The organism is Streptomyces sp. NPDC029836, from assembly GCF_055574495.1.
In genome coordinates this window covers 59,810-82,828 of record NZ_JBVHZI010000017.1, presented here as the reverse complement: position 1 = coordinate 82,828, position 23,019 = coordinate 59,810, and the positions used below count along the sequence as shown (strand labels likewise).

Annotated in this window: 22 protein-coding genes; 14 read left to right on the top strand and 8 right to left on the bottom strand. The window is 72.7% G+C overall.

Annotation, left to right across the window (positions count from 1 at the left end; all coding sequences use genetic code 11):
• Positions 1–185 precede the first annotated feature (185 nt).
• From aceB to ACZ4XJ_RS32535, 3 genes are all read right to left on the bottom strand, one after another.
• Positions 186–1,805, bottom strand: coding sequence for a malate synthase A (gene aceB, locus ACZ4XJ_RS32545; RefSeq protein ID WP_362876370.1), 1,620 nt, complete (start codon positions 1,803–1,805; stop codon positions 186–188).
• A gap of 262 nt (positions 1,806–2,067) precedes the next feature.
• The gene (locus tag ACZ4XJ_RS32540; RefSeq protein ID WP_468498265.1) at positions 2,068–2,757 is read right to left on the bottom strand and encodes a nucleotidyltransferase family protein; all 690 of its coding nucleotides are present in this window, start codon (positions 2,755–2,757) and stop codon (positions 2,068–2,070) included.
• Complete coding sequence (locus tag ACZ4XJ_RS32535) at positions 2,688–2,918, bottom strand: hypothetical protein (RefSeq protein WP_362876368.1); 231 nt, start codon at positions 2,916–2,918, stop codon at positions 2,688–2,690. The genes ACZ4XJ_RS32540 and ACZ4XJ_RS32535 overlap by 70 nt, the downstream gene beginning before the upstream one ends.
• An 88-nt stretch (positions 2,919–3,006) precedes the next feature.
• On the opposite strand from ACZ4XJ_RS32535, the gene yczR reads away from it, so the two are divergent.
• Positions 3,007–4,497 (top strand): MocR-like transcription factor YczR, encoded by a 1,491-nt coding sequence (gene yczR, locus ACZ4XJ_RS32530; protein WP_362876367.1) that lies wholly within the window; start codon positions 3,007–3,009, stop codon positions 4,495–4,497.
• A 213-nt stretch (positions 4,498–4,710) separates the two neighbouring features.
• Here yczR and ACZ4XJ_RS32525 read toward each other — a convergent pair whose 3' ends face one another.
• Together ACZ4XJ_RS32525 and ACZ4XJ_RS32520 are read right to left on the bottom strand one after the other, a co-directional pair.
• Positions 4,711–5,343 carry a response regulator transcription factor gene (locus tag ACZ4XJ_RS32525; protein ID WP_362876366.1) on the bottom strand — a complete coding sequence of 211 codons (633 nt, stop codon included), beginning with the start codon at positions 5,341–5,343 and terminating at the stop codon, positions 4,711–4,713.
• Positions 5,343–6,533, bottom strand: a complete 1,191-nt coding sequence (locus ACZ4XJ_RS32520) for a sensor histidine kinase (RefSeq protein ID WP_468498264.1) — start codon at positions 6,531–6,533, stop codon at positions 5,343–5,345. The genes ACZ4XJ_RS32525 and ACZ4XJ_RS32520 overlap by 1 nt, the downstream gene beginning before the upstream one ends.
• A 133-nt stretch (positions 6,534–6,666) precedes the next feature.
• Here ACZ4XJ_RS32520 and ACZ4XJ_RS32515 point away from each other — a divergent pair, with 133 nt between their 5' ends.
• On the top strand, positions 6,667–7,755 hold the full coding sequence (locus ACZ4XJ_RS32515; RefSeq protein ID WP_468498263.1) for an ABC transporter permease: 1,089 nt from the start codon (positions 6,667–6,669) through the stop codon (positions 7,753–7,755).
• A complete protein-coding gene (locus tag ACZ4XJ_RS32510) occupies positions 7,752–8,447 on the top strand; it encodes an ABC transporter ATP-binding protein (protein ID WP_362876363.1) in 696 nt (231 codons plus the stop codon). Before ACZ4XJ_RS32515 ends, ACZ4XJ_RS32510 begins: the two co-directional genes overlap by 4 nt.
• 99 nt (positions 8,448–8,546) lie before the next feature.
• Here the strand turns inward: ACZ4XJ_RS32510 and ACZ4XJ_RS32505 are convergent, their stop codons facing one another.
• Positions 8,547–9,350, bottom strand: coding sequence for an IclR family transcriptional regulator (locus tag ACZ4XJ_RS32505; RefSeq protein WP_362876362.1), 804 nt, complete (start codon positions 9,348–9,350; stop codon positions 8,547–8,549).
• 336 nt (positions 9,351–9,686) lie between these two features.
• On the opposite strand from ACZ4XJ_RS32505, the gene allB reads away from it, so the two are divergent.
• The gene (allB, locus tag ACZ4XJ_RS32500; RefSeq protein WP_468498282.1) at positions 9,687–11,021 is read left to right on the top strand and encodes an allantoinase AllB; all 1,335 of its coding nucleotides are present in this window, start codon (positions 9,687–9,689) and stop codon (positions 11,019–11,021) included.
• Between the two features lie 2 nt (positions 11,022–11,023).
• Positions 11,024–12,142, top strand: coding sequence for an allantoicase (gene alc, locus ACZ4XJ_RS32495; RefSeq protein ID WP_383990044.1), 1,119 nt, complete (start codon positions 11,024–11,026; stop codon positions 12,140–12,142).
• A 132-nt stretch (positions 12,143–12,274) separates the two neighbouring features.
• Here alc and ACZ4XJ_RS32490 read toward each other — a convergent pair whose 3' ends face one another.
• Positions 12,275–13,012: an SDR family oxidoreductase gene (locus tag ACZ4XJ_RS32490; protein WP_468498262.1), complete on the bottom strand. Its 738-nt coding sequence runs from the start codon at positions 13,010–13,012 to the stop codon at positions 12,275–12,277.
• 298 nt (positions 13,013–13,310) lie between these two features.
• On the opposite strand from ACZ4XJ_RS32490, the gene ACZ4XJ_RS32485 reads away from it, so the two are divergent.
• Positions 13,311–14,225: a DMT family transporter gene (locus ACZ4XJ_RS32485; protein WP_468498261.1), complete on the top strand. Its 915-nt coding sequence runs from the start codon at positions 13,311–13,313 to the stop codon at positions 14,223–14,225.
• A gap of 56 nt (positions 14,226–14,281) precedes the next feature.
• The gene (locus tag ACZ4XJ_RS32480) at positions 14,282–15,466 is read left to right on the top strand and encodes a cytochrome P450 family protein (RefSeq protein WP_362876357.1); all 1,185 of its coding nucleotides are present in this window, start codon (positions 14,282–14,284) and stop codon (positions 15,464–15,466) included.
• 34 nt (positions 15,467–15,500) lie between these two features.
• On the opposite strand, the gene ACZ4XJ_RS32475 is transcribed toward ACZ4XJ_RS32480, so the two are convergent.
• Entirely contained in the window at positions 15,501–16,505 is a 1,005-nt protein-coding gene (locus ACZ4XJ_RS32475; protein WP_468498260.1) for a Gfo/Idh/MocA family protein, read from the bottom strand.
• A 142-nt stretch (positions 16,506–16,647) separates the two neighbouring features.
• Here ACZ4XJ_RS32475 and ACZ4XJ_RS32470 point away from each other — a divergent pair, with 142 nt between their 5' ends.
• From ACZ4XJ_RS32470 to ACZ4XJ_RS32440, 7 genes are all read left to right on the top strand, one after another.
• A complete protein-coding gene (locus tag ACZ4XJ_RS32470) occupies positions 16,648–17,655 on the top strand; it encodes a sugar ABC transporter substrate-binding protein (RefSeq protein WP_468498259.1) in 1,008 nt (335 codons plus the stop codon).
• Positions 17,652–18,689 (top strand): ABC transporter permease, encoded by a 1,038-nt coding sequence (locus ACZ4XJ_RS32465; protein WP_362876354.1) that lies wholly within the window; start codon positions 17,652–17,654, stop codon positions 18,687–18,689. The genes ACZ4XJ_RS32470 and ACZ4XJ_RS32465 overlap by 4 nt, the downstream gene beginning before the upstream one ends.
• Positions 18,686–19,546 carry an ATP-binding cassette domain-containing protein gene (locus tag ACZ4XJ_RS32460; RefSeq protein ID WP_468498258.1) on the top strand — a complete coding sequence of 287 codons (861 nt, stop codon included), beginning with the start codon at positions 18,686–18,688 and terminating at the stop codon, positions 19,544–19,546. The genes ACZ4XJ_RS32465 and ACZ4XJ_RS32460 overlap by 4 nt, the downstream gene beginning before the upstream one ends.
• A 16-nt stretch (positions 19,547–19,562) precedes the next feature.
• On the top strand, positions 19,563–20,759 hold the full coding sequence (locus ACZ4XJ_RS32455) for an ROK family glucokinase (RefSeq protein WP_468498257.1): 1,197 nt from the start codon (positions 19,563–19,565) through the stop codon (positions 20,757–20,759).
• Positions 20,756–21,346 (top strand): hypothetical protein, encoded by a 591-nt coding sequence (locus tag ACZ4XJ_RS32450; protein ID WP_362876351.1) that lies wholly within the window; start codon positions 20,756–20,758, stop codon positions 21,344–21,346. Before ACZ4XJ_RS32455 ends, ACZ4XJ_RS32450 begins: the two co-directional genes overlap by 4 nt.
• A gap of 200 nt (positions 21,347–21,546) precedes the next feature.
• Positions 21,547–22,179 carry an MBL fold metallo-hydrolase gene (locus ACZ4XJ_RS32445; RefSeq protein ID WP_468498256.1) on the top strand — a complete coding sequence of 211 codons (633 nt, stop codon included), beginning with the start codon at positions 21,547–21,549 and terminating at the stop codon, positions 22,177–22,179.
• A gap of 30 nt (positions 22,180–22,209) precedes the next feature.
• Positions 22,210–22,989 (top strand): exodeoxyribonuclease III, encoded by a 780-nt coding sequence (locus ACZ4XJ_RS32440; protein WP_362876349.1) that lies wholly within the window; start codon positions 22,210–22,212, stop codon positions 22,987–22,989.
• Positions 22,990–23,019: the final 30 nt, after the last annotated feature.

Genomic DNA, 23,019 nt, shown 5'->3' with positions numbered 1-23,019 from the left:
TACGATGGGGTAACGACCGATCGGTCGTTCGGGACATGTGAATTCCGCTTGCTCGGCCGAACGGGTGTGCGGGGAGGCGGGGTTCGGTCCGGACGCGGAAACGGCACCGCCCCCGTCACCTCGGGGGCGACGGGGGCGGAGTCGGTGATTCGACCGCTGTGCGTGACAGTCGAAGCGGGGGTGGGTCAGCCGATGAGCTGGTCGTACGCCGGCAGCGTGAGGAAGTCCGCGTAGTCGGCGTCCAGCGAGACCTGGAGCAGCAGGTCGTGGGCCTGCTGCCACTTGCCGGCCGCGAAGGCCTCCTCGCCGACCTCGGCGCGGATGGCGGCCAGTTCCTCGGCGGCGATCTCACGGGTCAGCTCGGCCGTGGCCGTCTTGCCGTTCTCGAAGACCACTCCGGCGTTGATCCACTGCCAGATCTGCGAGCGGGAGATCTCGGCGGTGGCCGCGTCCTCCATGAGGCCGAAGATGCCGACGGCGCCGAGGCCGCGCAGCCACGCCTCGATGTAGCGGGTACCGACCTGGACCGCGTTGCGCAGGCCCTCGTAGGTCGGCTTCGCGTCCAGGGAGTCGATCGCGATCAGTTCGCCGGGGGCGACCGAGACGTCCTCGCGGAGGCGGTCCTTCTGGTTCGGCTTGTCACCGAGGACGGCGTCGAAGGAGGCCATCGCGATCGGGACCAGGTCGGGGTGGGCGACCCAGGAGCCGTCGAAACCGTCGCCGGCCTCGCGGTCCTTGTCGGCCTTGACCTTCTCGAAGGCCACCTTGTTCACCTCGGCGTCCTTGCGGGACGGGATGAAGGCCGCCATGCCGCCGATCGCGTGCGCGCCGCGCTTGTGGCAGGTGCGGACCAGCAGTTCGGTGTACGCCCGCATGAAGGGGGCGGTCATCGTCACCGCGTTGCGGTCCGGCAGGACGAACTTCTGGCCACCGTCGCGGAAGTTCTTCACGATGGAGAACAGGTAGTCCCAGCGACCCGCGTTGAGGCCGGCCGCGTGGTCCTTGAGCTCGAAGAGGATCTCTTCCATCTCGTAGGCCGCGGTGATCGTCTCGATGAGGACGGTCGCGCGGACCGTGCCCTGCGGGATGCCGACGTAGTCCTGGGCGAAGACGAAGACGTCGTTCCAGAGGCGCGCCTCCAGGTGGGACTCGGTCTTCGGCAGGTAGAAGTACGGGCCCTTGCCGAGGTCGATCAGGCGCTGGGCGTTGTGGAAGAAGTACAGGCCGAAGTCGACGAGCGAACCGGAGGCCGGGCCGCCCTCGAAGCGCAGGTGGCGCTCCTCCAGGTGCCAGCCGCGCGGCCGCATGACGACGGTGGCGAGCTGGTCGGCGGGCTTCAGCGCGTACGCCTTGCCGGTGCGCGGGTCGGTGAAGTCGATGCGGCGCTCGTAGGCGTCGATCAGGTTGAGCTGGCCGAGGACGACGTTCTCCCAGGTGGGAGCGGAGGCGTCTTCGAAGTCGGCGAGCCAGACCTTGGCGCCCGAGTTCAGGGCGTTGATGGTCATCTTGCGGTCCGTCGGACCGGTGATCTCCACGCGGCGGTCGTTCAGCGCGGCCGGGGCCGGTGCGACCTTCCAGTCTCCCTCGCGGACCTGTGCGGTGTCCGGGAGGAAGTCGAGGGTGGAGGTCCGGGCGATCTCGGCGCGCCGCTCGCCGCGTCGGGCGAGGAGCTCGGCACGGCGGGGGGCGAACCGCCGGTGGAGCTCGGCCACGAAGGCGAGGGCCGCTTCGGTGAGGACTTCGTCCTGCCGGGGCAGGGGCTCGGCGTCGACGATGGCCAGCGGGGACGGCGCTGGTGCGGACATATCTGTCACTCCTTCAGCGGCGGTGCCTGGCGGCCGCGGGGGAATGCTCGCGCGAGACGGCACGCAGTGCCGTCGGGTGTGGAGAGTTCCGGGATACGGTCGCGGGCGCCGTCTGGGGGTTCAGGGCGCTTCTGACCAGTGGATAGTAATTTCCTCATGGTGGAAGTTCAATGGTTTGTTGATGTCGAGATTCTCCGAGTCGACAGATTTCGCGCCCCGGTGGCCCTCGGTGCCATCGCGGTCACCCCCCGCACAGGCTGCCCTACAGCCCGGTCGGGGCCAGTCGTGCCAGGTCGGGCGGCGTGTCGATGTCATAGTCCTCCGCGATGTCCCCGCACTCCACCAGCACGACCTCCTTCGCATGTTCCCTCAGATGGACGCGCGCACCCCGGTCACCCGTGGCGGTCCTCACGATGTCCGCCCAGCGGTCCGCCCCGAACAGCACCGGATGCCCGCGCTCCCCGTCGTACGCCGCCGCCGCCAGGCTCGTGGTCGAGCGGAACGCCCCCCGGACCCGGGCCACCGCCGCCGCCCCGATGCCGGGCTGGTCCACGAGGGAGACCAGGGCCGCGCCCGCCCCCGTACCGGCCAGGGAATCGAGGCCGACCCGCAGGGAGGAACCCATGCCCTCCTCCCAGTCCGGGTTGTCCACCACGACGCAGCCCGCCAGGTCGGCGCGCTCGCGGACCTCGGCGGCCGAGGCCCCGAGCACCACGTGGATCGGGGCGCAGCCGGCCTCGCGCAGCACGCGCACCGCGTTCTCGACGAGCGGGCGGTCCCGGTAGGGCAGGAGCGCCTTGGGTCGTCCGCCGAGCCGGCGTCCGCCGCCCGCCGCCAGGAGCAGGCCCGCCACCGGCGGCGCCCCCTCGGTCGGCGCGGCGGCTACCGCGGCAGCGGACGGCTCGGTGCGGTGCCCGGTGGGACGGTCGGTGAGGTGTTCGGCTGCTGACATGACACCGATTCTCGCGCCTTCCCCGCACGGTACGAGCGCCCCGCCAAAGCGCGGCGTACGGCCGCGAGCGCGGCGCCGATCCGCAGCGGCTCGGAGATCCGGTTCTCGGCGGCGGCCGCCAGGGCCCGCTCGTCACGGTCGGTGAGCGTGGAGGTGTACATGGCGGATGCTCCTTGCCAATCGGGGTCCAATGAAGCGAGTCTGGACCCGGATTGGCCTGGCAGGCAGAGCCAATCGGGGGAGGTTGGCATGGCAAACGGGCGAGTGGTCCAGACGGCGGACAGAACGATCGGCAGCCGGCAGCTCGCTGCCCTGCTGCCCGCGGAGGTCGTGGCCCGCCCCGGCTACCGGGCCCTCGCCGACGCCGTCCGCACCCTGATCCTCGACGGCCGGATCGCCCTGCACGTCCGGCTGCCCGCCGAACGCGAGCTCGCCGAGGCCGTCGGCGCGAGCCGGGCCACCGTCACCGGCGCCTACGACCTGCTGCGCGAGAGCGGCTACGTCCGCAGCCGGCGCGGCTCCGGCACCTGGACCGAACTGCCCGAGGGCCACCGCCCCGTCGGCGCCCACGCCCTCGTCGGCGGCGGCATCGGCGGCCGCGCCGACGACGACCCGGGCATCGACCTCGCCATCGCCGCCATGGGAGCCCCCGAGGGCAGCCTCACGGAGGCACTGGCCTGGGCCGCGCCCCGGCTGCCCGAACTCGCCCGCACCCCCGGTTACCACCCCTTCGGGCTGCCCGACCTGCGCACCGCCGTCGCGGAGCGGTTCACCCGGCGCGGGCTGCCCACCCGCCCCGAGCAGATCCTCGTCACCGCCGGCGCCCAGCAGGCCTTCGCCCTCGTCGTCAGCCTGCTCTGCCGGCCCGGGGACCGGGTCGTCACCGAGAACCCGACCTACGCCAACGCCCTCGACGCCCTGCGCCACGCCCGGCTGCGCACCGGCTCCATCGCCGTCTCCGACGCCGGCTGGGACCTGGAGATCGCCGAGTCCACGCTGCGCCAGACCGTCCCGCGGCTGGCGTACGTGATCCCCGACTTCCACAACCCCACGGGCGCGCTGATGCCGCCGGAGCAGCGGTTGCGCCTGCTCGCCGCGACCCGGGCCACCGGTACCTGGTTGGTGGTCGACGAGACCATCGCCGACATCGCCCTGGACGTACCGGCGCCGGCGCCGCTCGCCTCGCTGGCCCCGCGCGGCGGCGCCGACCACGTGATCACCATCGGCTCGCTCAGCAAGACGCACTGGGGCGGCCTGCGCGTCGGCTGGATCCGGGCCGGCGCCAAGATGATCACCGAGCTGACGGCCGTACGGGTCTCCGCCGACATGACCGGTTCCGTACTCGACCAGGTCGTCGCGCTCCCGCTGATGGACGCCCTGGACCGGACCCTGCCCGCGCGCCTGGACCAGCTGCGCGGCCGGCGCGAGGCGCTCGTCGCCTCGCTCCAGCGGCACACCCCCGAGTGGTCCTGGCAGCTGCCCCCGGGCGGCCTCTCGCTCTGGGTGGACCTCGGCGAACCGGTCAGCTCCGCGCTCGCGGAGCGGGCGGCCTCCGTCGGCGTGCACATCGGGCGCGGAGCCCGCTTCGGAGTCGACCCGGGCACCTTCGAACACCGGCTGCGGATCCCGTACACCCTGCCCCCGGACCGGCTGGACGAGGGCGTACGGCTCCTCGCGAAGGCCTTCCACGAGGGAGTGCCGCTGACTCCGGCGGTGGAACGGCCGCACTGGGTGGCGTAGCGCCCACCCGCTCGCGCGGAACCAGGCGTTCGGCGCGGGCCGGAACACGAGCGCGACGGCGGCGAGCCCCGCCGCCGCGTGGACGGGCCGGCGGCGGTGGAGGCGGTCGCCGGACGTCCCGGTCCTCCGGGCGACGCCGGACCCGCACCCGCCCGCGGGCCGGTGCGACCGGCCGGGGGCGAGCCCCCTCCTCGGCCCGGGGAAAGCCCCCGGCTACGGGGTCCGGCGGATCAGTCGGCGGGAGCCGGCCACCGCCACCGCCGCCGTGCGGGAGTCGACGCCGAGCTTCGCGTAGACGTGCACCAGGTGGGACTTGACCGTGGCCTGGCTGAGGAAGAGCCGCTTGGAGATCTGCTGGTTCGACAGGCCGTCGGCGACCAGCTGGAGCACCTCCAGCTCCCGCTTCGTCAACGCCTCGGCAGGCATCCGCATCCGGTCCATCAGCCGCAGCGCCACCGCCGGAGCCAGCGCCGACTGGCCCGCCGCCGCCGTGCGCACCGCGGCCGCCAGCTCCTCCGGCGGGGCGTCCTTGAGCAGGTAGCCGGCGGCGCCCGCCTCCACCGCCGCCAGGATGTCCGCGTCGGTGTCGTACGTGGTCAGCACCAGCACCCGGGGGGCGCCGGCCCGCGCGGTGATCGCCGCCGTGGCCGCCGAGCCGTGCATCCCGGCCCCGAACTGGAGGTCCATCAGGACCACGTCCACCGGCTCCGACGCCGCCAGTTCCACCGCCCGCTCCGCCGTCGCCGCCTCCGCGACCACCTCGAAGTCCGGTTCGGTGTCCAGGACCGCGCGCAGCCCGGCCCGGACCACCGGGTGGTCGTCGGCGAGCAGCAGCCGGATCGTCATCAGGTCGCCTCCAGGGGCAGGGGCAGGGTGACGGCCACGGCGGTGCCCTGGCCCGGGTCGGACTCGACGGTGAACAGCCCGCCCAGGGTCTCGGCCCGCGCGCGCATCGCCGGCAGGCCGAAGCCGCCGCCCGCGGGCGCCGACGGGGCGGCGGCGGGGTCGAAACCCCGGCCGTCGTCCACGACGTCCAGGGTCACCGAGGTGTCCATGAAGGTCAGGGTGATCTCGGCGCGCCCGGCCCGGGCGTGCCGTACGACGTTGGCCAGCGCCGACTGGGCGATCCGCAGCAGCGCCACCTCGTACGGGGTGGGCAGGACGCGCGGGTCGCCGCTCACGGAGAACCGCACGCGCGGACCGGGGACCCCCGAGCAGAGCCGCTCCAGGGCCCCGGCGAGCGAGCCGTGTTCCAGGTCCGGCGGGGTCAGGGCCCGTACGAACCGTCGCGCCTCGGCGAGGTTCTCCTGCGCGGCCTCCCGGGCCCGGGCGATGTGCTCGGCGGCCCGGGTGTCCGGCGGCAGGGCGCGTTCCGCCGCGCGCAGCAGCAGCTGGATCGACGACAGCCCTTGGGCCAGGGTGTCGTGGATCTCGCGGGCGAGGCGTTCGCGTTCGGCGAGGATGCCCGCGCCCCGCTCGGCGGCGGCCAGCTCGGCCCGGGTGGCGATGAGTTCCTCGATGAGCTCGCGGCGGCGTTCGCTCTCGCGGTACAGGGCCTGGTAGCCGAGGACCGTGGCGACGGCGACGGCCCCGCCCAGCAGCGGGCCGAGGAAGGCGCCCGGGGTGACCGCGCCGCTGTGGGCGAGGAACCCGCCGATCGCCGCGCAGGCGGTGACGGCGACGGCGACGATGCCCCAGCGCAGCCGCAGTAGGTGCAGTTCGAGGAAGTACAGGGGGAAGGCGATCCACAATCCTTCGGGGGAGACCACCAACAGCGCGGCCCAGGCCGTTCCGAGGCAGGCCAGCCACCCGGCCGCGGCGCGCGGGGAGTTCCGCACGGTCGGCGCCAGTACGCCGGTCAGGTACAAGGCGGCCAGCAGCGCGCAGGCCGCGATCACGGCTCCGGCGTGCGGGGCGGACCCGGTGACGGCCCGCCCGGCGGCCAGCGCGAGCAGCCCGAGGAGCAGGGCGTGCAGGCACAGCCGCAGGACGCGGGAGACGGGGGTGAGGGGGCGCGGGCGCGGGGCATCGGACATGGCCCGACCAGCGTAAGTCGCCGGCCGGGGGCACCGGTCAACCAAAAGTTCGATGTCGGGAGCCCCCTTTCGATACGAGGATCCCTACTGTGGCGCGATGTCCCGTGCCCACGCGGAAGACCAAGGTGGGGACATGTTCGTCGCATGGAGAGATCTACGGTTCGCCAAGGGCCGGTTCGCCCTCATGGGCTCGGTCGTCCTACTGATCACGCTGCTGGTCGGCCTGTTGTCGGGACTCACCTCGGGATTGGCCCGGGAGAACATCTCGGCCATCACTGGGCTCCCCGCGACCCGGCTGGCGTTCGCCGCGCCGGCCGGGGACCAGAAGGTGTCCTTCACCGGTTCCCAGGTGCCCGAGGCGGCGTGGCGGGCCTGGCGCGAGCGGCCGGGGGTGAAGTCGGCGGAGCCGCTCGGGATCCGTACGACCAATGCCGTCTCCGGTGAGCGCGCCGCGGCCGTGACCCTCTTCGGCGTCGAGTCGGCGGGCCGGCTGGCCCCGGCCGGGGCCGGCCTCGCCCAGGGGCAGGTCGTGCTCAGCCGTAAGGCCGCCGCGGAGCTCGGCGGTCTCACCGCGGGCGGCAGGGTGAAGGCGGGCCCGCTGGAGCTGACGGTGGCCGCCGTCGCCGGCACGGCCTCCTACAGTCACACCCCGGTGGTGTGGATGGACATCAACGACTGGCAGCGCATCGGGAACCCCGGCACCTCACTGGAGTCCCTCGCCACCGTGCTGGCCCTCGAAGCCGGCGGACCGGTCGACTGGGCGGCGGGCGACGAGGCCGCCTCCACCAGCGCCCTCACCGTCGAGGACGCCCTCGGCGCCATAGGGTCCTACCAGGCGGAGAACGGCTCGCTCCAGCTGATGCGCGGCTTCCTCTTCGCCATCTCGGCCCTGGTCATAGGGGCCTTCTTCACGGTGTGGACGATCCAGCGCAGCGGCGACATCGCCGTCCTGAAGGCGCTCGGCGCCTCCACCCCGTACCTGCTCAAGGACGCCCTCGGGCAGGCCGTGGTGATGCTCGCGATCGGCACCGGGGCCGGGACGGCCCTGGCCGTCGGCGCCGGCGCGTTGATCGGCGGCGGTGACGTGCCCTTCGTCCTCGACGCGGCCACCGTGCTGGTCCCGGCGGCGATCATGATCGCGCTGGGCGTGCTGGGCGCCGCCCTGTCCATCCGGCGGATCACCGCCGTCGACCCGCTGACCGCCCTCGGGAGCGCCCGATGACCCTGCTCGTCCACGACGTCACGCTCACCTATCCCGACGGGGACGGCCGGCTCACCGCGCTGGACGCGGTGTCCCTGGAGGTACCGGCGGGCACCATGACCGCGGTCATCGGCCCGTCCGGCTCGGGCAAGTCCAGCCTGTTGGCCGTCGCCGCCACCCTGGTCACCCCGGACTCCGGCCGGGTCGTCGTCGCGGGCCGCGACACCGCGACGCTCGGCGCCGCCGAGAAGTCGGCCCTGCGGCGGGAGGAGATCGGCATCGTCTTCCAGCAGCCGAACCTGCTGGCCTCGCTGACCGCGCTGGAGCAGCTCCAGGTCATGGGCCACATCGCGGGCCGGCCCGCCCGGCTGCTGCGCCGGCGCGCGGTGGAACTGTTGGAGTCGGTGGGTCTGGCCGACAAGGCGGACAAGCGCCCGCACGAGCTGTCCGGCGGTCAGCGCCAGCGCGTGAACATCGCCCGCGCCCTGATGAACGAACCGTCCGTGCTGCTCGTCGACGAGCCCACCAGCGCCCTCGACCACGAGCGGGGCGCGGCCGTGCTCGACCTGCTGGTCGCCCTCACGCGCGAGCGCTCCACCGCCACGGTGCTGGTCACCCACGACCACGCCCACCTGGAGCGCACGGACCGGACGGTCACCATGGCCGACGGCCGCCTCGCCGCCGCGGCGGCGCCGTCCCGCCCGGCGGCCTGAGCCTGGCCGCCGCCCCCGTACGGCCGACGTACGAAGGCCCCCGCCGCACCTCCGAAGAGGGGCGGCGGGGGCCTTCGTACGTGGGTGACGCGCGGGGGATCAGGCCGGGCTCTGGCTCTGGAGGGCCACCGACAGCTCGGCGGCCACGCCCTGCAGGATCGGGACGAAGGACTCGGCCACGGCCTCGGTGACCCGGCCGGCCGGTCCCGAGATGGAGATCGCGGCGGCGGTCGGCGAGTTCGGCACCGACACGGCCAGGCAGCGGACTCCTATTTCCTGCTCGTTGTCGTCGACCGCGTAGCCGGCCTTGCGGACCCGCTCCAGCGCCTCCAGGAAGCCGTCGGGCGTGGTGATGGTCTTCTCGGTCGCGGCCGGCATTCCGGTGCGGGCGAGCAGGGCGCGGACCTCGTCGGCGGGGGTGTGGGCGAGCAGGGCCTTGCCCACGCCCGTCGAGTGCGGCAGCACCCGGCGGCCGACCTCGGTGAACATGCGCATGGAGTGCTTGGACGGCACCTGCGCGACGTAGACGATCTCGTCGCCGTCGAGCAGGGCCATGTTGGCCGTCTCGCCGGTCTCCTCGACCAGCCGGGCGAGGTAGGGGCGGGCCCAGGTGCCCAGCAGGCGCGAGGCGGACTCGCCGAGGCGGATCAGCCGGGGACCGAGGGAGTACCGTCGGTTGGGCTGCTGCCGGACGTAGCCGCACGCCACGAGGGTGCGCATCAGTCGGTGGATGGTGGGCAGCGGCAGACCGCTGGCGGCGGAGAGTTCGCTGAGCCCGACTTCACCGCCTGCGTCCGCCATGCGTTCGAGCAGATCGAAGGCGCGCTCAAGGGACTGGACGCCCCCGCCGGCGGCGGTGGGCTTGGCGGAAGCGTCGGTGGTGCTGGCGCTGGACGTCGGCACGGCGCGGTCCTTTCGGTGCTGGCAGGCAAGGGAGCAGCCTACCGGTCGGTCGACGCCGGCCCTAGAGCCGGGCCTTTGCCGTCCCCGCCGGTCAGAGGGGGTTTGTCCTGGTGGCGGACATCCTCGGGAAGTTACCCGTCCGGTTCCTGGTGGCGGTAGCTACATTCTGGATAGTGAAATCTTAATTCCATCCTGTGGAAACATCCAATTGCGACCCGAGTGGGCCGGCAGTCCCTCCGGTCGCTCTTGACTGGCTCCGGATCGAGGTGAAGACTCCGTCAACAGAACGTTGAATTTCGCTCTGTGGAAGTAGATGGGGAGGTTCCGGTGGCCGACGTGGCTGTGGAACTGGTACTGCGCTCGACCCGCGTCATCACCCCCGAGGGGACGCGCGCCGCCTCGGTGGCCGTCGCCGACGGGAAGATCACGGCCGTGCTGGCGTACGAGGCCGAGGTACCGGCCGGAGCCCGGCTGGAGGACTTCGGCGACGACGTCCTGCTCCCCGGCCTGGTCGACACCCACGTCCACGTGAACGACCCGGGCCGCACCGAGTGGGAAGGCTTCTGGACGGCCACCCGCGCCGCCGCGGCCGGTGGCATCACCACCATCCTCGACATGCCGCTCAACTCCCTGCCGCCGACCACCACGGTGGACCACCTGCGCGTCAAGCAGGAGGTCGCCCGGACCAAGGCGCACGTGGACATCGGCTTCTGGGGCGGCGCGCTGCCGGACAACGTCAAGGACCTGCGCCCGCTGCACGACGCCGGGGTCTACGGCTTCAAGTGCTTCCTGTCCCCGTCGGGCGTGGACGAGTTCCCCCAGCTCGACCAGGAGCAACTGGCCGCCTCCCTCGCGGAGATCACCGGCTTCGGCGGCCTGATGATCGTGCACGCCGAGGACCCGCACCACCTGGAGTCCGCGCCGCAGAACCCGGGCCCCAAGTACGCCGACTTCCTGGCCTCCCGTCCCAAGGACGCCGAGAACACCGCGATCCAGAACCTGATCGACCAGGCCCGCCGGCTGAACGCCCGCGTCCACGTGTTGCACCTGTCGTCCTCCGACGCGCTGCCGCTGATCGCCGCCGCGAAGGCCGAGGGCGTCCGGATCACCGTCGAGTCCTGCCCGCACTTCCTCACCCTGACGGCCGAGGAAGTCCCGGACGGCGCGACCGAGTTCAAGTGCTGCCCGCCCATCCGCGAGTCCGCCAACCAGGACATCCTGTGGGACGCGCTGGCCGACGGCACCATCGACTGCATCGTCTCCGACCACTCGCCCTCCACCGCGGACCTGAAGACCGGCGACTTCGCCACCGCGTGGGGCGGCATCTCCTCCCTCCAGCTGGGCCTCCCGGCGATCTGGACCGAGGCGCGCAAGCGCGGCCACGGCCTGGAGGACGTGGTCCGCTGGATGTCCGCCGCCCCGGCCGCCCTCGCCGGCCTGGCGCGCAAGGGCGCGATCGAGGCCGGCCGCGACGCCGACTTCGCCGTCCTGGCACCCGAAGAGACCTTCACCGTGGACCCCGCGGAACTGCACCACCGCAACCAGGTCACGGCGTACGCGGGCAAGACCCTGCACGGCGTCGTGAAGTCCACCTGGCTGCGCGGCACGCAGATCGCCGACCACGGCACCCCGACCGAGCCCACGGGCCTCCTCCTCGAAAGGCAGAACTGACAGTGGCGATTGAATCCTTCACCGGCAACGCGAACCCGTACGGAGGCGGCGACCCGTACGCGGACTACCGCACCGCGGACTTCCCGTTCACCCAGTACGCGAACCTCGCCGCCCGTGAGCTGGGCGCCGGTGTCACCTTCGCCAACGACGAGTTCTTCGCCATGCGCGAGAACCTCCTCATCGCCGAGGCCGCGCACTTCGACCCCGAGCACTTCGGCCACAAGGGCAAGGTCATGGACGGCTGGGAGACCCGCCGCCGGCGCGGCGTCTCCGCCACCCAGCCGTGGCCGACCCCCGAGGACCACGACTACGCGCTGGTGCGCCTCGGCGCCCCCGGCGTGATCCGCGGCATCGTCGTCGACACCGCCCACTTCCGCGGCAACATGCCGCAGGCCGTCTCCATCGAGGGCACCAACTGGGAAGGCGCCCTCGCGCCGACCCCGGAGGAACTGCTCGGCGACGACGTCAAGTGGACCGTGCTCGTCCCGCGCACCGCGGTCGGCGGCCACGCGGCCAACGGCTACGAGGTCACCGCCGAGCAGCGCTTCACGCACCTGCGCGTCAACCAGCACCCCGACGGCGGCATCGCCCGCCTGCGCGTCTACGGCGAGGTCGTCCCGGACCCGCGGTGGCTGGCCACGCTCGGTACCTTCGACGTCGTCGCCCTGGAGAACGGCGGCTCGGTGCAGGACGCGTCCAACCGCTTCTACTCCCCGCCGACCAACACCATCAACCCCGGCCGCTCCCGCAAGATGGACGACGGCTGGGAGACCGCCCGCCGCCGCGACAACGGCAACGACTGGATCCGCTACCAGCTCGTCGCCGAGTCCGAGATCCGCGCCGTCGAGATCGACACCGCGTACCTCAAGGGCAACTCGGCCGGCTGGGCCTCGCTGTCCGTCAAGACGGGCGAGGAGGGCGAGTGGACGGAATTCCTGCCGCGCACCCGCCTGCAACCCGACACCAACCACCGCTTCGTACTGGACGCGCCGGCGGTCGGCACGCACGTCCGGATCGACATCTTCCCGGACGGCGGCTTCTCCCGCCTGCGTCTGTTCGGCTCGCTGACGGAGACGGGCACGGCCGCGCACGCCGCCCGTCACCAGGAGCTGGGCGGCTGACGCAGCCCCTCCCGACGACTGCCCCGGGGGCCGACACCCCCGGGGCGCGGGCCCTGCCCGAAGGGGCGCACCGCATCGCGGTGCGCCCCTTCGGGCTGTCCGCCGGGGGCGGCGTGCCCGACGGCCGGCACGCTACGCGGCGTGCCCGCCGTCCACGGAGAACTCGCCGCCCGTGACGTACGCGGCGTCCGGCCCGGCCAGGAAGGACACCATCGAGGCGACCTCGTCGGGCGCGCCGAACCGGCCGAGGGCCGTCAGCGCCGCCTGGGGCCCGGCGTACGGTCCGTCGGCCGGGTTCATGTCGGTGTCCACCGGGCCGGGGTGCACGAGGTTCGCGGTGATGCCGCGCTCGCCGAGCTCCCGGGCCAGCGCCTTGTTCAGGCCCGTCAGCGAGGCCTTGCTCATCGTGTAGAGGGTCCCGCCCGGGCCCGGCACCCGCTCGGTCATGCAGCTGCCGATGGTGATGATCCGTCCGCCGCGCACCATCCGGCCGGCCGCGGCCTGGGAGGTCAGGAAGCAACCCCGCACGTTGACGTCGAGGACCTTGTCCACGTCCGTCGAGGTGAGGGACTCCAGCGGGCCGAGGACGCCGACGCCCGCGTTGTTGACGACCACGTCGAGGCGGCCGAACGCGCGCACCGTCTCCGCGACGGCCGCCCCGGGCCCCTCCGGGCTGCCCGCGTCGGCCCGTACGGCCAGGGCCCGACGGCCCAGCGCCTCGATCTTGCCGACGACCTCGGCCGCCGCCCCGGCGTCCTGGGTCCAGGTGATCACGACGTCCATGCCGTCCCGCGCCAGGCGCAGGGCGGTGGCCGCCCCGATGCCGCGGCTGCCACCGGTCACCAGGGCCACCGTGTTGACAGTGTTCATTGCTGTTCCTCCCGCTTCGGGGCTGTTCGGCTGTTCGGCCCCATTGGTCGTTGCGAGTTCAATGAAAGGTGAGCCGTCGAGTCGGCGCCGGCGGTAATCGGACACGGCGTTCACGCCTGCCGCGCCGATGGGTTCGGAGCGGAGCGGGGATCCGAACCTCCGGCGCGGGAGGCGCGCGGTGGCGGGGGAGGGGTGTGGGGAAACCGGGTCGACCGGGAAGATCGACTCGGTTACCGTGGGTCCGCACCCGTGCGAGCCGCCGAAGTCTCCACCCCTTCCCGCCGTTGGAGACGCCCCGGTGACCACCCTCGCCGCCCCCGCGCCCGCCCTCGCCCCCCGCCGGGCCTGGCTCGCCGATCTGCCCGTACTGCTCGTCGCCGTCGTCTGGGGCGGCAGCTACCTCGCCGCCAAGGGCATCACCACCACCCACACCGTGATCGCGGTGCTCGTGCTGCGCTTCGCCCTCGTGCTGCCCGTCCTCGTCATCGCCGGTTGGACGCGGCTGCGCGCGCTGAGCGCCGCCCAACTGCGCGGCGCCGGGGTGCTGGGCCTCGTGCTCGGCGGGATCTTCCTGCTGGAGACGTACGGGGTGGTGCACACCTCGGCCACCAACGCCGGGCTGATCATCAGCCTGACGATGATCTTCACCCCGCTCGCCGAGTCGGCCGTCCGCCGCACCGCGCCCTCGGCCGCCTTCCTCGGCGCCGCCGCCGTCTCCGTCGCGGGCGTCGTGCTGCTCACCCAGGGCGCCGGGTTCACCGCGCCCGGCCTCGGCGACTGGCTGATCCTCGGCGCCGCGCTCGCCCGCACCCTGCACGTGCTGCTGATGGCCCGGATCAAGGCCGTCCAGGACGCGGACTCGCTGTCCCTGACCACGGTTCAGCTCGGCAGCGCCGTCCTGGTGTTCGCCGTGCTCGCCACGCTGCCCGGTACGGGCTCCTCCCCGTGGGCGACCGCGGCGGACTTCGGGGTCGCCCAATGGGCCGGCCTCGCCTTCCTCTCCGTCTTCTGCACCCTCTTCGCCTTCTTCGTGCAGATGTGGGCCGTACGCCGCACCTCGCCCTCCCGGGTCAGCCTGTTGCTCGGCACCGAACCCCTCTGGGCGGCCGCGGCGGGCATCGCCCTCGGCGGGGAACACCTCGGCGCGGTCGGTACGGCAGGGGTTGTCCTCGTACTGGCCGGTACCGCGTGGGGGCGTCGCGCCGCAGGCTGAACGATTGTCCGAAAGTAGCTCCTGCCAGCTTGATCGTCGGGCCTACTGTGGCCGTCATGCCCGTTCTCGACATCAGTTCGATCGCCGACGACTTCGACGAAAACCCGTACCCGCACTACGCGCGGATGCGGGAGGAAGGGCCCGTCCACCGGGTCAAGGCGACCGACGGCACCGAGATCTGTCTCATCGTCGGGGACGAGGCGGCCCGTCAGGCCCTCGTGCACCCCGCCATCTCGAAGAACTGGCTGACCTCCGGCCGCAGCTACGCCGACCGCGAGACCACCGACGCGAGCGACAACATGCACCGCGCCGACCCGCCGCACCACACCCGGCTGCGCCGACTGGTGTCGCGCCCCTTCACCTCGCGCCGGGTCGAGGACCTGCGCCCCCGCGTCCAGCAGATCACCGACGAACTGCTCGACGCGATGGCGGCGAACCCCTCCCGCGGCGCGGACCTGGTCACCTCCTTCGCGCACCCGCTGCCGATGACGGTCATCTGCGAACTCCTCGGAGTGCCCGACGCCGAACGCGAACCGTTCGGAGCCTGGTCCGTCGAGATCGTCTCGCCCACCGGCCAGGAGGCCGAGGACACCGCCCTGCGGGAGATGACCGCCTACCTCACCGAGCTCACCGAGGCCAAGCGCGCCGCCCCCGGCGACGACCTGCTCAGCGCCTGGACCCTGAGCCGCGACGACGACGGCGACCGGCTCACCCCGCGGGAACTCGTCGCGATGGCCTTCCTGCTGATGATCGGCGGCTTCGAGACCACCAGCCACCTCATCACCAACGGCGTACGGGCGCTGCTCGCCCACCCCGAGCAGCTGGCGGCCCTGCGCGCCGACTTCGACGGGCTGATCGACGGAGCGGTCGAGGAGATCCTGCGCTACGACGGCCCGGTGGAGAACTCCACCTTCCGCTTCGCCCGCGAGGACCTGGAGATCGGCGGAGCCTTCATCGCCGAGGGCTCGGCGGTCCTGATCTCCCTGGCCGGCGCGGACCGCGACCCGTCCCGCTTCGCGGAGCCCGACGCCTTCGACATCCGCCGCCGCGGGCCGGGCCACATGGCTTTCGGCCACGGCATCCACTTCTGCCTCGGCGCCCCGCTCGCCCGCATGGAGGGCCGCATCGCGCTGCGCGCCCTGCTGGAGCGCTTCCCGGACCTCGCCGAGGTGCCCGGACCGCGCGAATGGATCAGCGGCTCCCTGGTCCGTGGCGTCAAGCAGTACCCGGTGCGCTGGTAGGCGTCGCGCCGTGACCGCCCGCAGCCGGGCCCCCTCACAGATCCGGGAGCTCCGCCGGCCGCACCGGCCGGCGCTCCCGGCGGGACAGCTCGCACGCCTCCGCGACCCGGAAGGCGGCGAGCGCCTCCCGGCCGTCGCACGGATTGGGGCCCTCGCCCCGCACCAGCCGGACGAAGGCGTCCAGCTCGGCCTCGTACGCCGGGCCGAAGCGCTCCAGGAACCCGCCCCACGGCTTGCGCGCCGCCGGCGGACCCTGCGGTTCGGTGGAGGCGATCGGCGTCCGGTCGTCCAGCCCGGCGGACACCTGGTCCCGCTCGCCGGCCAGCTCCATCCGCACGTCGTAGCCGGCGCCGTTGCACCGGGTCGCGGAACTGGTGACGAGCGTCCCGTCGTCCAGGGTCAGCAGGGCCGCGCCGGTGTCGACGTCGCCGCTCTCGCGGAACCGCGCGGGCCCCGCGTCGGAACCGGCCGCGTACACCTCGACGACCTCGTGCCCGGTCACCCAGCGGACCATGTCGAAGTCGTGCACCAGACAGTCCCGGTACAGGCCCCCCGAGGTCGCCAGGTACGGGGCGTCCGGCGGAGCCGGGTCGGACGTCATCGTCCGTACGGTGTGCAGCCGGCCCAGCGCGCCCGAGCGGACCAGCTCCCGCGCGGTGCGCAGGCCCGCGTCGAAACGCCGCATGAAGCCCAGCTGGAGCACCCCGCCGGCGGCCGTCACCTCCCGCAGCACGGCGAGGCTGCGGGCCAGGTCCGGGGCCATCGGCTTCTCGCAGAACACCGGCAGCCCGGCGCGCACGGCCCGCAGCACCAGCTCGGCGTGCCCCTCCGTCGAGCAGGCCACCACCAGGGCGTCCACCCCCCAGCTGAAGACCTGGTCGACGCCGGGCGCGGCGGTGGCCCCCAACCGGTCGGCGAGCCGTGCGGCCCGGCCGGGATCGGCGTCGGCGAGGAGCAGCGAGCCGGCGTCCGGGTGGTGGGCCAGTGTGGCCGCGTGGAACGAACCGATGCGGCCGGTTCCGATGAGCGCGATGCGCATGCACTCAACCTGACCCCGTACGGGGGACCTGTCAATCTGCCCGAGCATGACCCGATGGCCCTTCATGGTCCACTGTGGCGGATACTGGGCGGCTGGAACCGGAATGACCGATTGATGGCGGACGAGGGAAGGGCACGGCGACGTGGCTAGGGTTCGGACAGGGGTACGCGTCGTGGGCGCCGTGCTCGCGGTGGTACTGGGAGCCTCCCTCGCGGGCTGCAGCAGCACCGGCGGCAAGCGTGCCGAGGAGCGGGCGAAGGCCGACGCGGGCCGACCGGCCGTGTCCACCCCGCGCTGGACGTTCGCGATGGTCACCCACGCGGGCGACGGGGACACCTTCTGGGACATCGTGCAGAAGGGCGCCAAGGAGGCCTCGACGAAGGACAACATCAACTTCGTCTACTCCCACGACGACCAGGCGCAGCAGCAGGCCCAGTTCGTGCAGAACGCCATCGACCAGAAGGTCGACGGGATCATCGTCAGCCTCGCCAAGCCCGACGCCCTCAAGGACGTCATCGGCAAGGCGGTCAAGGCCGGCATCCCGGTGATCACCGTCAACTCCGGATCCGCCCAGTCCGCCGCGTACGGGGCCCTCACCCACATCGGCCAGGACGAGGAGATCGCGGGCGAGGCCGTCGGCGCGGAGCTGACGAAGCGCGGGAAGAAGAAGGCCGTCTGCGTCCTGCACGAGCAGGGCAACGTCGGCCACGAGCAGCGGTGCGCGGGGGCCAAGAAGGCCTTCGGCGGGACTCTGGAGAACCTGTACGTGGAGGGCACCAACATGCCGTCCGTGCAGGCGGCCATCCAGGCGAAGCTCCAGGCGGACCCGTCCGTCGACGCGATCGTCACGCTCGGCGCCCCGTTCGCCCCGACCGCCGTCAAGGCGAAGGACGCGGCGGGCAGCAAGGCCGAGGTCGACACCTTCGACCTCAACGAATCCGTCGCCCGGGACCTGAAGTCCGGCGCCCTCGGCTTCGCCGTCGACCAGCAGCCCTACCTCCAGGGCTACCAGGCCGTGGACCTGCTGTGGCTCTACCGCTACAACGCGGACGTCCTCGGCGGCGGCCGCCCGGTGCTCACCGGGCCGCAGATCGTCACCGGGGCCGAGGCCACCGAGCTGGAGGAATACATCAAGCGGGGCACCCGGTGAGCGCAGCGACCCCCACCGTCGACGAGCGCCTCGCGCCGCCCTCCCTGCTGCGCCGCCTCCTCGCCCGCCCCGAGCTGGGCGCGGTCGTCGGCGCGGCGGCCGTCTTCGTCTTCTTCTCCTTCGCGGCCGACAGCTTCCTGCGGGCCTCCAGCCTGAGCACGATCCTCTACTCGGCCTCCACCATCGGGATCATGGCGGTACCCGTCGCGATGCTCATGATCGGCGGGGAGTTCGACCTCTCCGCCGGCGTCATGGTCACCACGTCGGCCCTGTTCAGCTCGATGTTCAGCTACCAGATGACGGCCAACGTGTGGGTCGGCGTGCTGGTGTCGCTGCTGGTGACGCTGGGCATCGGCTTCTTCAACGGGTTCATGCTGACCCGCACCAAACTGCCGAGCTTCATCATCACGCTCGGCACCTTCCTGATGCTGACCGGCCTGAACCTCGGCCTCACCAAACTGATCAGCGGCTCCGTCTCCACCAAGAGCATCGCCGACATGGAGGGCTTCTCCTCCGCCCGGGCGCTGTTCGCCTCCCAGTGGAACATCGGCTCCGTCACCCTCAAGGTCACCATCCTGTGGTGGCTGGTCCTGGTCGCCGTCGCCACCTGGATCCTGCTGCGCACCCGCGCCGGCAACTGGATCTTCGCGGTGGGCGGCGGCGCCGACGCGGCCCGCGCGACCGGCGTCCCCGTCGTCAAGACCCGCATCGGCCTCTACATGGGCGTCGCGTTGTGCGCCTGGATCTCCGGGCAGCACATCCTGTTCTCCTTCGACGTCGTCCAGTCGGGCGAGGGCGTCGGCAACGAGTTCCTCTACATCATCGCGGCCGTCATCGGCGGCTGTCTGATGACCGGCGGCTACGGCTCCGCGATCGGCTCGGCCGTCGGCGCCTTCATCTTCGGCATGACCAGCAACGGCATCGTCTACGCCCAGTGGAACCCGGACTGGTTCAAGTTCTTCCTCGGCGGGATGCTCCTGCTGGCCACGCTGCTCAACGCGTGGGTGCGCAAGCGGGCGGAGGCGAGCAAGTGAGCACGGACACCGCGCCCGGCGCGCAGACCGGTACCGCCCTGGTGCGGCTGACCGACGTCAGCAAGTACTACGGCAACATCCGCGCCCTCCAAGGGGTCTCCCTGGAGGTCTCGGCCGGCGAGATCACCTGTGTGCTCGGCGACAACGGCGCCGGCAAGTCCACCCTCATCAAGATCATCGCGGGGCTGCACCGGCACGACGCCGGCACCTTCGAGATCGAGGGCGAGGAAACCGTCCTGGCCAACCCCCGCGCGGCCCTCGACCACGGCATCGCCACCGTCCACCAGGACCTGGCCGTCGTCCCCCTCATGCCCGTCTGGCGCAACTTCTTCCTCGGCTCCGAGCCCACCAGGGGACGCGGCCCGCTGCGCCGCCTCGACGTGGACCTGATGCGCCGCACCACCCGCGCCGAACTGCTGCGCATGGGCATCGACCTGCGCGACGTCGACCAGCCCATCGGCACCCTGTCCGGCGGCGAGCGCCAGTGCGTGGCCATCGCACGGGCCGTGTACTTCGGCGCGAAGGTCCTCGTCCTGGACGAGCCGACCGCCGCCCTCGGCGTGAAACAGTCCGGCGTCGTCCTCAAGTACGTCGCCGCCGCCCGTGACGCGGGCCTCGGCGTCGTCCTCATCACGCACAACCCGCACCACGCGTACCTGGTCGGGGACCGTTTCGTGCTCCTCAAGCGCGGCACGATGGCCGGCAGCCACACCCGGGACTCGATCACCCTGGACGAGCTGACCCGCCAGATGGCGGGCGGTTCGGAGCTCGACGAGCTGAGCCACGAGCTGGAGCGGGTGGCAGAATCAGGACCGGACGCCGCACCCGGCGCCGCACCGGGCACCACCGCACCATGAGGGACGACACGACTCGATGAGCACGTACCGGGACTTCACGCTCGCCCACCGGGGGGCGGCGCGGGGCACCGTCCTGCGGACCGTCGGGACCCGTGAGCGCAGGTCGCTGCTGACCGCCCCGCGCGTCCCGACGGTCGGCATCGACATCGGCGGCACCAAGGTGATGGCCGGCGTCGTGGACGCCGACGGGGTCATCCTGGAGAAGATCCGCGCCGAGACACCCGACAAGTCCAAGAGCGCCAAGGTCGTCGAGGACACCATCGTCGAGCTGGTACTGGACCTGTCCGACCGGCACGACGTCCACGCCGTGGGCATCGGGGCGGCCGGCTGGGTCGACGCCGACCGCTCCCGCGTCCTGTTCGCCCCGCACCTGGCCTGGCGCGACGAGCCGCTGCGCGACGCGCTCCAGTCGCGGCTCGCGGTCCCGGTGATGGTGGACAACGATGCCAACACCGCCGCCTGGGCCGAATGGCGCTTCGGCGCCGGCCGCGGCGAGGACCACCTGGTCATGATCACGCTGGGAACCGGCATCGGCGGCGCGATCCTCGAAGGCGGACAGGTCAAACGGGGCCGTTACGGGGTCGCCGGCGAGTTCGGCCACATGCAGGTCGTGCCCGGCGGGCACCGCTGCCCCTGCGGCAACCGGGGCTGCTGGGAGCAGTACAGCTCCGGCAACGCCCTGGTGCGCGAGGCCCGCGAGCTGGCCGCCGCCGACTCTCCGGTCGCGTACAACATCATCGCCCGCGTCGGCGGCAACGTCGCGGAGATCACCGGGCCGCTCATCACCGAGCTGGCCCGCGAGGGCGACGCCATGTGCGTCGAACTCCTCCAGGACATCGGCCAGTGGCTCGGCGTCGGCATCGCCAACCTGGCCGCCGCCCTCGACCCCTCCTGCTTCGTCATCGGCGGCGGCGTCAGCGCCGCCGACGACCTGCTCATCGGCCCCGCCCGGGACGCCTTCCGGCGCCACCTCACCGGCCGCGGCTACCGCCCCGAGGCCCGCATCGCCAAGGCCCAGCTCGGCCCGGAGGCCGGCATGGTCGGCGCCGCCGACCTCGCCCGGCTCGTCGCCCGCCGCTTCCGGCGCGCCACTCGCCGCCGCGTCGAGCGCCACGAACGCTACGAGCGCTACGCGCAGCTCGGCCGGCGCGCCGCCACCGGCCCCGCCGACGCCCCGGACGCCCCGGACCTCAAGGACACAGGACAGCAGTGACCCCGCCCTCCCTGCCCCGCCAGGCCCCGCCCCCCGGGGCCGGCGACCCGCCCGCGCCCACCGTCGAGAACCGCAGGCACGTGGTCCGGCGCCGCTGGATCACCGCGATCATCATCCTGCTGCTCGTCGGGGTCCCGGCGGGCTACCTCGCCGTCTCCGCCCAACAGAGTCGCCAGAGCGGCCGCGACAAGGCCGCGAAGGTCGGCGCGGTCAAGGTGCGCGAGGCCTGGCCGTCCAAGGTGCAGCGCAGCATCTACGAGGTGCCCATCCCGCTGATGGCCTCGCTGGTCGGGTACCTGGAGACCAACAACTGGCGCACCAGCCGGCTCTACGTACAGTTCGGCGTCACCCCCGAGCAGCTCGACGCCTTCCTGGCCGACATGGGCACCACCCGGGAGGCGCTCACCCCCGGGGTGTCGATCTCCACGCACGACGCGGGCGTCGCCGGCTGGAGCTGGAGCCCGAAGCACCAGTGGTACGCGACCACACTGGACGCGCGGGACCCGCGCCCCACCCGGGACGTCACGGTCGACCTCACCAAGCCGTCCAACCCCCGCGTCTACGTCGTCTCCACCACCACCCCGTAGCGCCTGGGCCCGGGGGCCCGGCCGGCCTGGTGCTGTGACCGGAAAGGTCCACCGGGTCGCGGCGCCCGGCACGGCACCTCGCCGCGTTGTCGGACCACGGAAGTACGTCCAGTACGAGCCGCGGCCTCCGCCTTGCGACGCACCGCACCGAACACCGCGACCCGGCAAACCCTTCCGGCCGCAGCACTAGGCTCGGTGGCATGAAGCTCACCAAGCGGCTGCACTCCTGCGTCCAGTTGGAGAAGGACGGGCGCACGCTCGTCATCGATCCGGGCGCCTTCAGCGAACCCGACGCCGGCCTCGGGGCGGACGCCCTGCTGGTCACGCACGAGCACCCCGACCACTTCGAGGAGGGTCGGCTGCGGGCCGCGCTCGACGCGAACCCGGCCGCCCGACTGTGGGCGCCGCGGTCCGTCGCACAGCGGCTCGCCCCCGCCTACCCGGACCGGGTGCACACCGTGGGCCACGGCGACGCCTTCGAGGCCGCCGGGTTCGCGGTCCAGGCGCACGGCGAACTGCACGCGGTGATCCACCCCGACATCCCGCGCGTCACCAACGTCGGCTACCTCGTGGACGGCTCGCTCTTCCACCCCGGCGACGCCCTGACGCTGCCCGGCGTGCCCGTCGAGACGTTGCTGATCCCGGTGCACGCCCCCTGGAACAAGGTCGCCGAGGTGATCGACTGGGTCCGCGAGGTCGAGCCGCGGCGGACCATCGACATCCACGACGCCTACCTCTCCGACATCGCCCGCCCCATCTACGACACCGCCCTGAACACCCTGTCCGGTGCCCCGCACGGCCGACTCACCGCCGGGGACCACACCGACCTGTGACTGTCGGTGCGGGGCGGTAGGTTGGGACGCATGCGCATCGCCACGTACAACGTCAACTCGATCACCGCCCGGCTGCCGCGGCTGCTCGCCTGGCTGGAGAGCTCCGGTACGGATGTGCTCTGCATCCAGGAGACCAAGTGCTCGGCGGAGCAGTTCCCCGCCGCCGAGCTGCGCGAGCTGGGCTACGAGTCCGTCGTCAACGCCACCGGCCGGTGGAACGGCGTCGCCCTCCTGTCCAAGGTCGGCCTGGAGGACGTGGTGATGGGCCTGCCCGACGGGCCGGACTACGAGGGCGTGCAGGAGCCCCGCGCGATCTCCGCCACCTGCGGCGGCGTGCGCGTCTGGTCGGTCTACGTGCCCAACGGCCGCGAGGTCGAGCACGACCACTACGGCTACAAGCTGGACTGGTTCCGCGCCCTGACCACCGCCATCGCGCAAGACGCGGCCGGATCGCGCCCGTTCGCGGTGCTCGGCGACTTCAACGTCGCACCGACCGACGAAGACGTGTACGACCCGGCGGTCTTCGCGGGCCTCACGCACGTCAGCCCGCAGGAGCGCGCCGCCCTGGAGGCGCTGCGGGCGGCCGGCCTGTCGGACGTCTTCCCGCGCGCCCTCAAGTACGACCGGCCGTACACCTTCTGGGACTACCGGATGCTCGCCTTCCCCAAGAACCGGGGCATGCGCATCGACCTCGTCTACGGGAACGAGCCCTTCGTGAAGGCCGTCAAGGACGCGTACGTGGACCGCGAGGAGCGCAAGGGCAAGGGCGCCTCCGACCACGCCCCGGTCGTCGTCGACCTGGAGGTCTGAGGGCCCCGGCCGCGGTCGGGCGGGCCCGAC

What these genes read in the sequence shown, in the direction of transcription:
- ACZ4XJ_RS32510 (WP_362876363.1), top strand. Translation starts at nt 7,752, where the DNA reads ATGACCCTGCTCGTCCACGACGTCACGCTCACCTATCCCGACGGGGAC.
- ACZ4XJ_RS32455 (WP_468498257.1), top strand. Translation starts at nt 19,563, where the DNA reads ATGAGCACGTACCGGGACTTCACGCTCGCCCACCGGGGGGCGGCGCGG.
- ACZ4XJ_RS32515 (WP_468498263.1), top strand. Translation starts at nt 6,667, where the DNA reads ATGTTCGTCGCATGGAGAGATCTACGGTTCGCCAAGGGCCGGTTCGCC.
- ACZ4XJ_RS32445 (WP_468498256.1), top strand. Translation starts at nt 21,547, where the DNA reads ATGAAGCTCACCAAGCGGCTGCACTCCTGCGTCCAGTTGGAGAAGGAC.
- ACZ4XJ_RS32525 (WP_362876366.1), bottom strand. Translation starts at nt 5,343, where the DNA reads ATGACGATCCGGCTGCTGCTCGCCGACGACCACCCGGTGGTCCGGGCC.
- ACZ4XJ_RS32440 (WP_362876349.1), top strand. Translation starts at nt 22,210, where the DNA reads ATGCGCATCGCCACGTACAACGTCAACTCGATCACCGCCCGGCTGCCG.
- yczR (WP_362876367.1), top strand. Translation starts at nt 3,007, where the DNA reads ATGGCAAACGGGCGAGTGGTCCAGACGGCGGACAGAACGATCGGCAGC.
- ACZ4XJ_RS32475 (WP_468498260.1), bottom strand. Translation starts at nt 16,505, where the DNA reads ATGCGCATCGCGCTCATCGGAACCGGCCGCATCGGTTCGTTCCACGCG.
- ACZ4XJ_RS32520 (WP_468498264.1), bottom strand. Translation starts at nt 6,533, where the DNA reads ATGTCCGATGCCCCGCGCCCGCGCCCCCTCACCCCCGTCTCCCGCGTC.
- aceB (WP_362876370.1), bottom strand. Translation starts at nt 1,805, where the DNA reads ATGTCCGCACCAGCGCCGTCCCCGCTGGCCATCGTCGACGCCGAGCCC.
- ACZ4XJ_RS32480 (WP_362876357.1), top strand. Translation starts at nt 14,282, where the DNA reads ATGCCCGTTCTCGACATCAGTTCGATCGCCGACGACTTCGACGAAAAC.
- ACZ4XJ_RS32540 (WP_468498265.1), bottom strand. Translation starts at nt 2,757, where the DNA reads ATGTCAGCAGCCGAACACCTCACCGACCGTCCCACCGGGCACCGCACC.
- ACZ4XJ_RS32490 (WP_468498262.1), bottom strand. Translation starts at nt 13,012, where the DNA reads ATGAACACTGTCAACACGGTGGCCCTGGTGACCGGTGGCAGCCGCGGC.
- ACZ4XJ_RS32535 (WP_362876368.1), bottom strand. Translation starts at nt 2,918, where the DNA reads ATGTACACCTCCACGCTCACCGACCGTGACGAGCGGGCCCTGGCGGCC.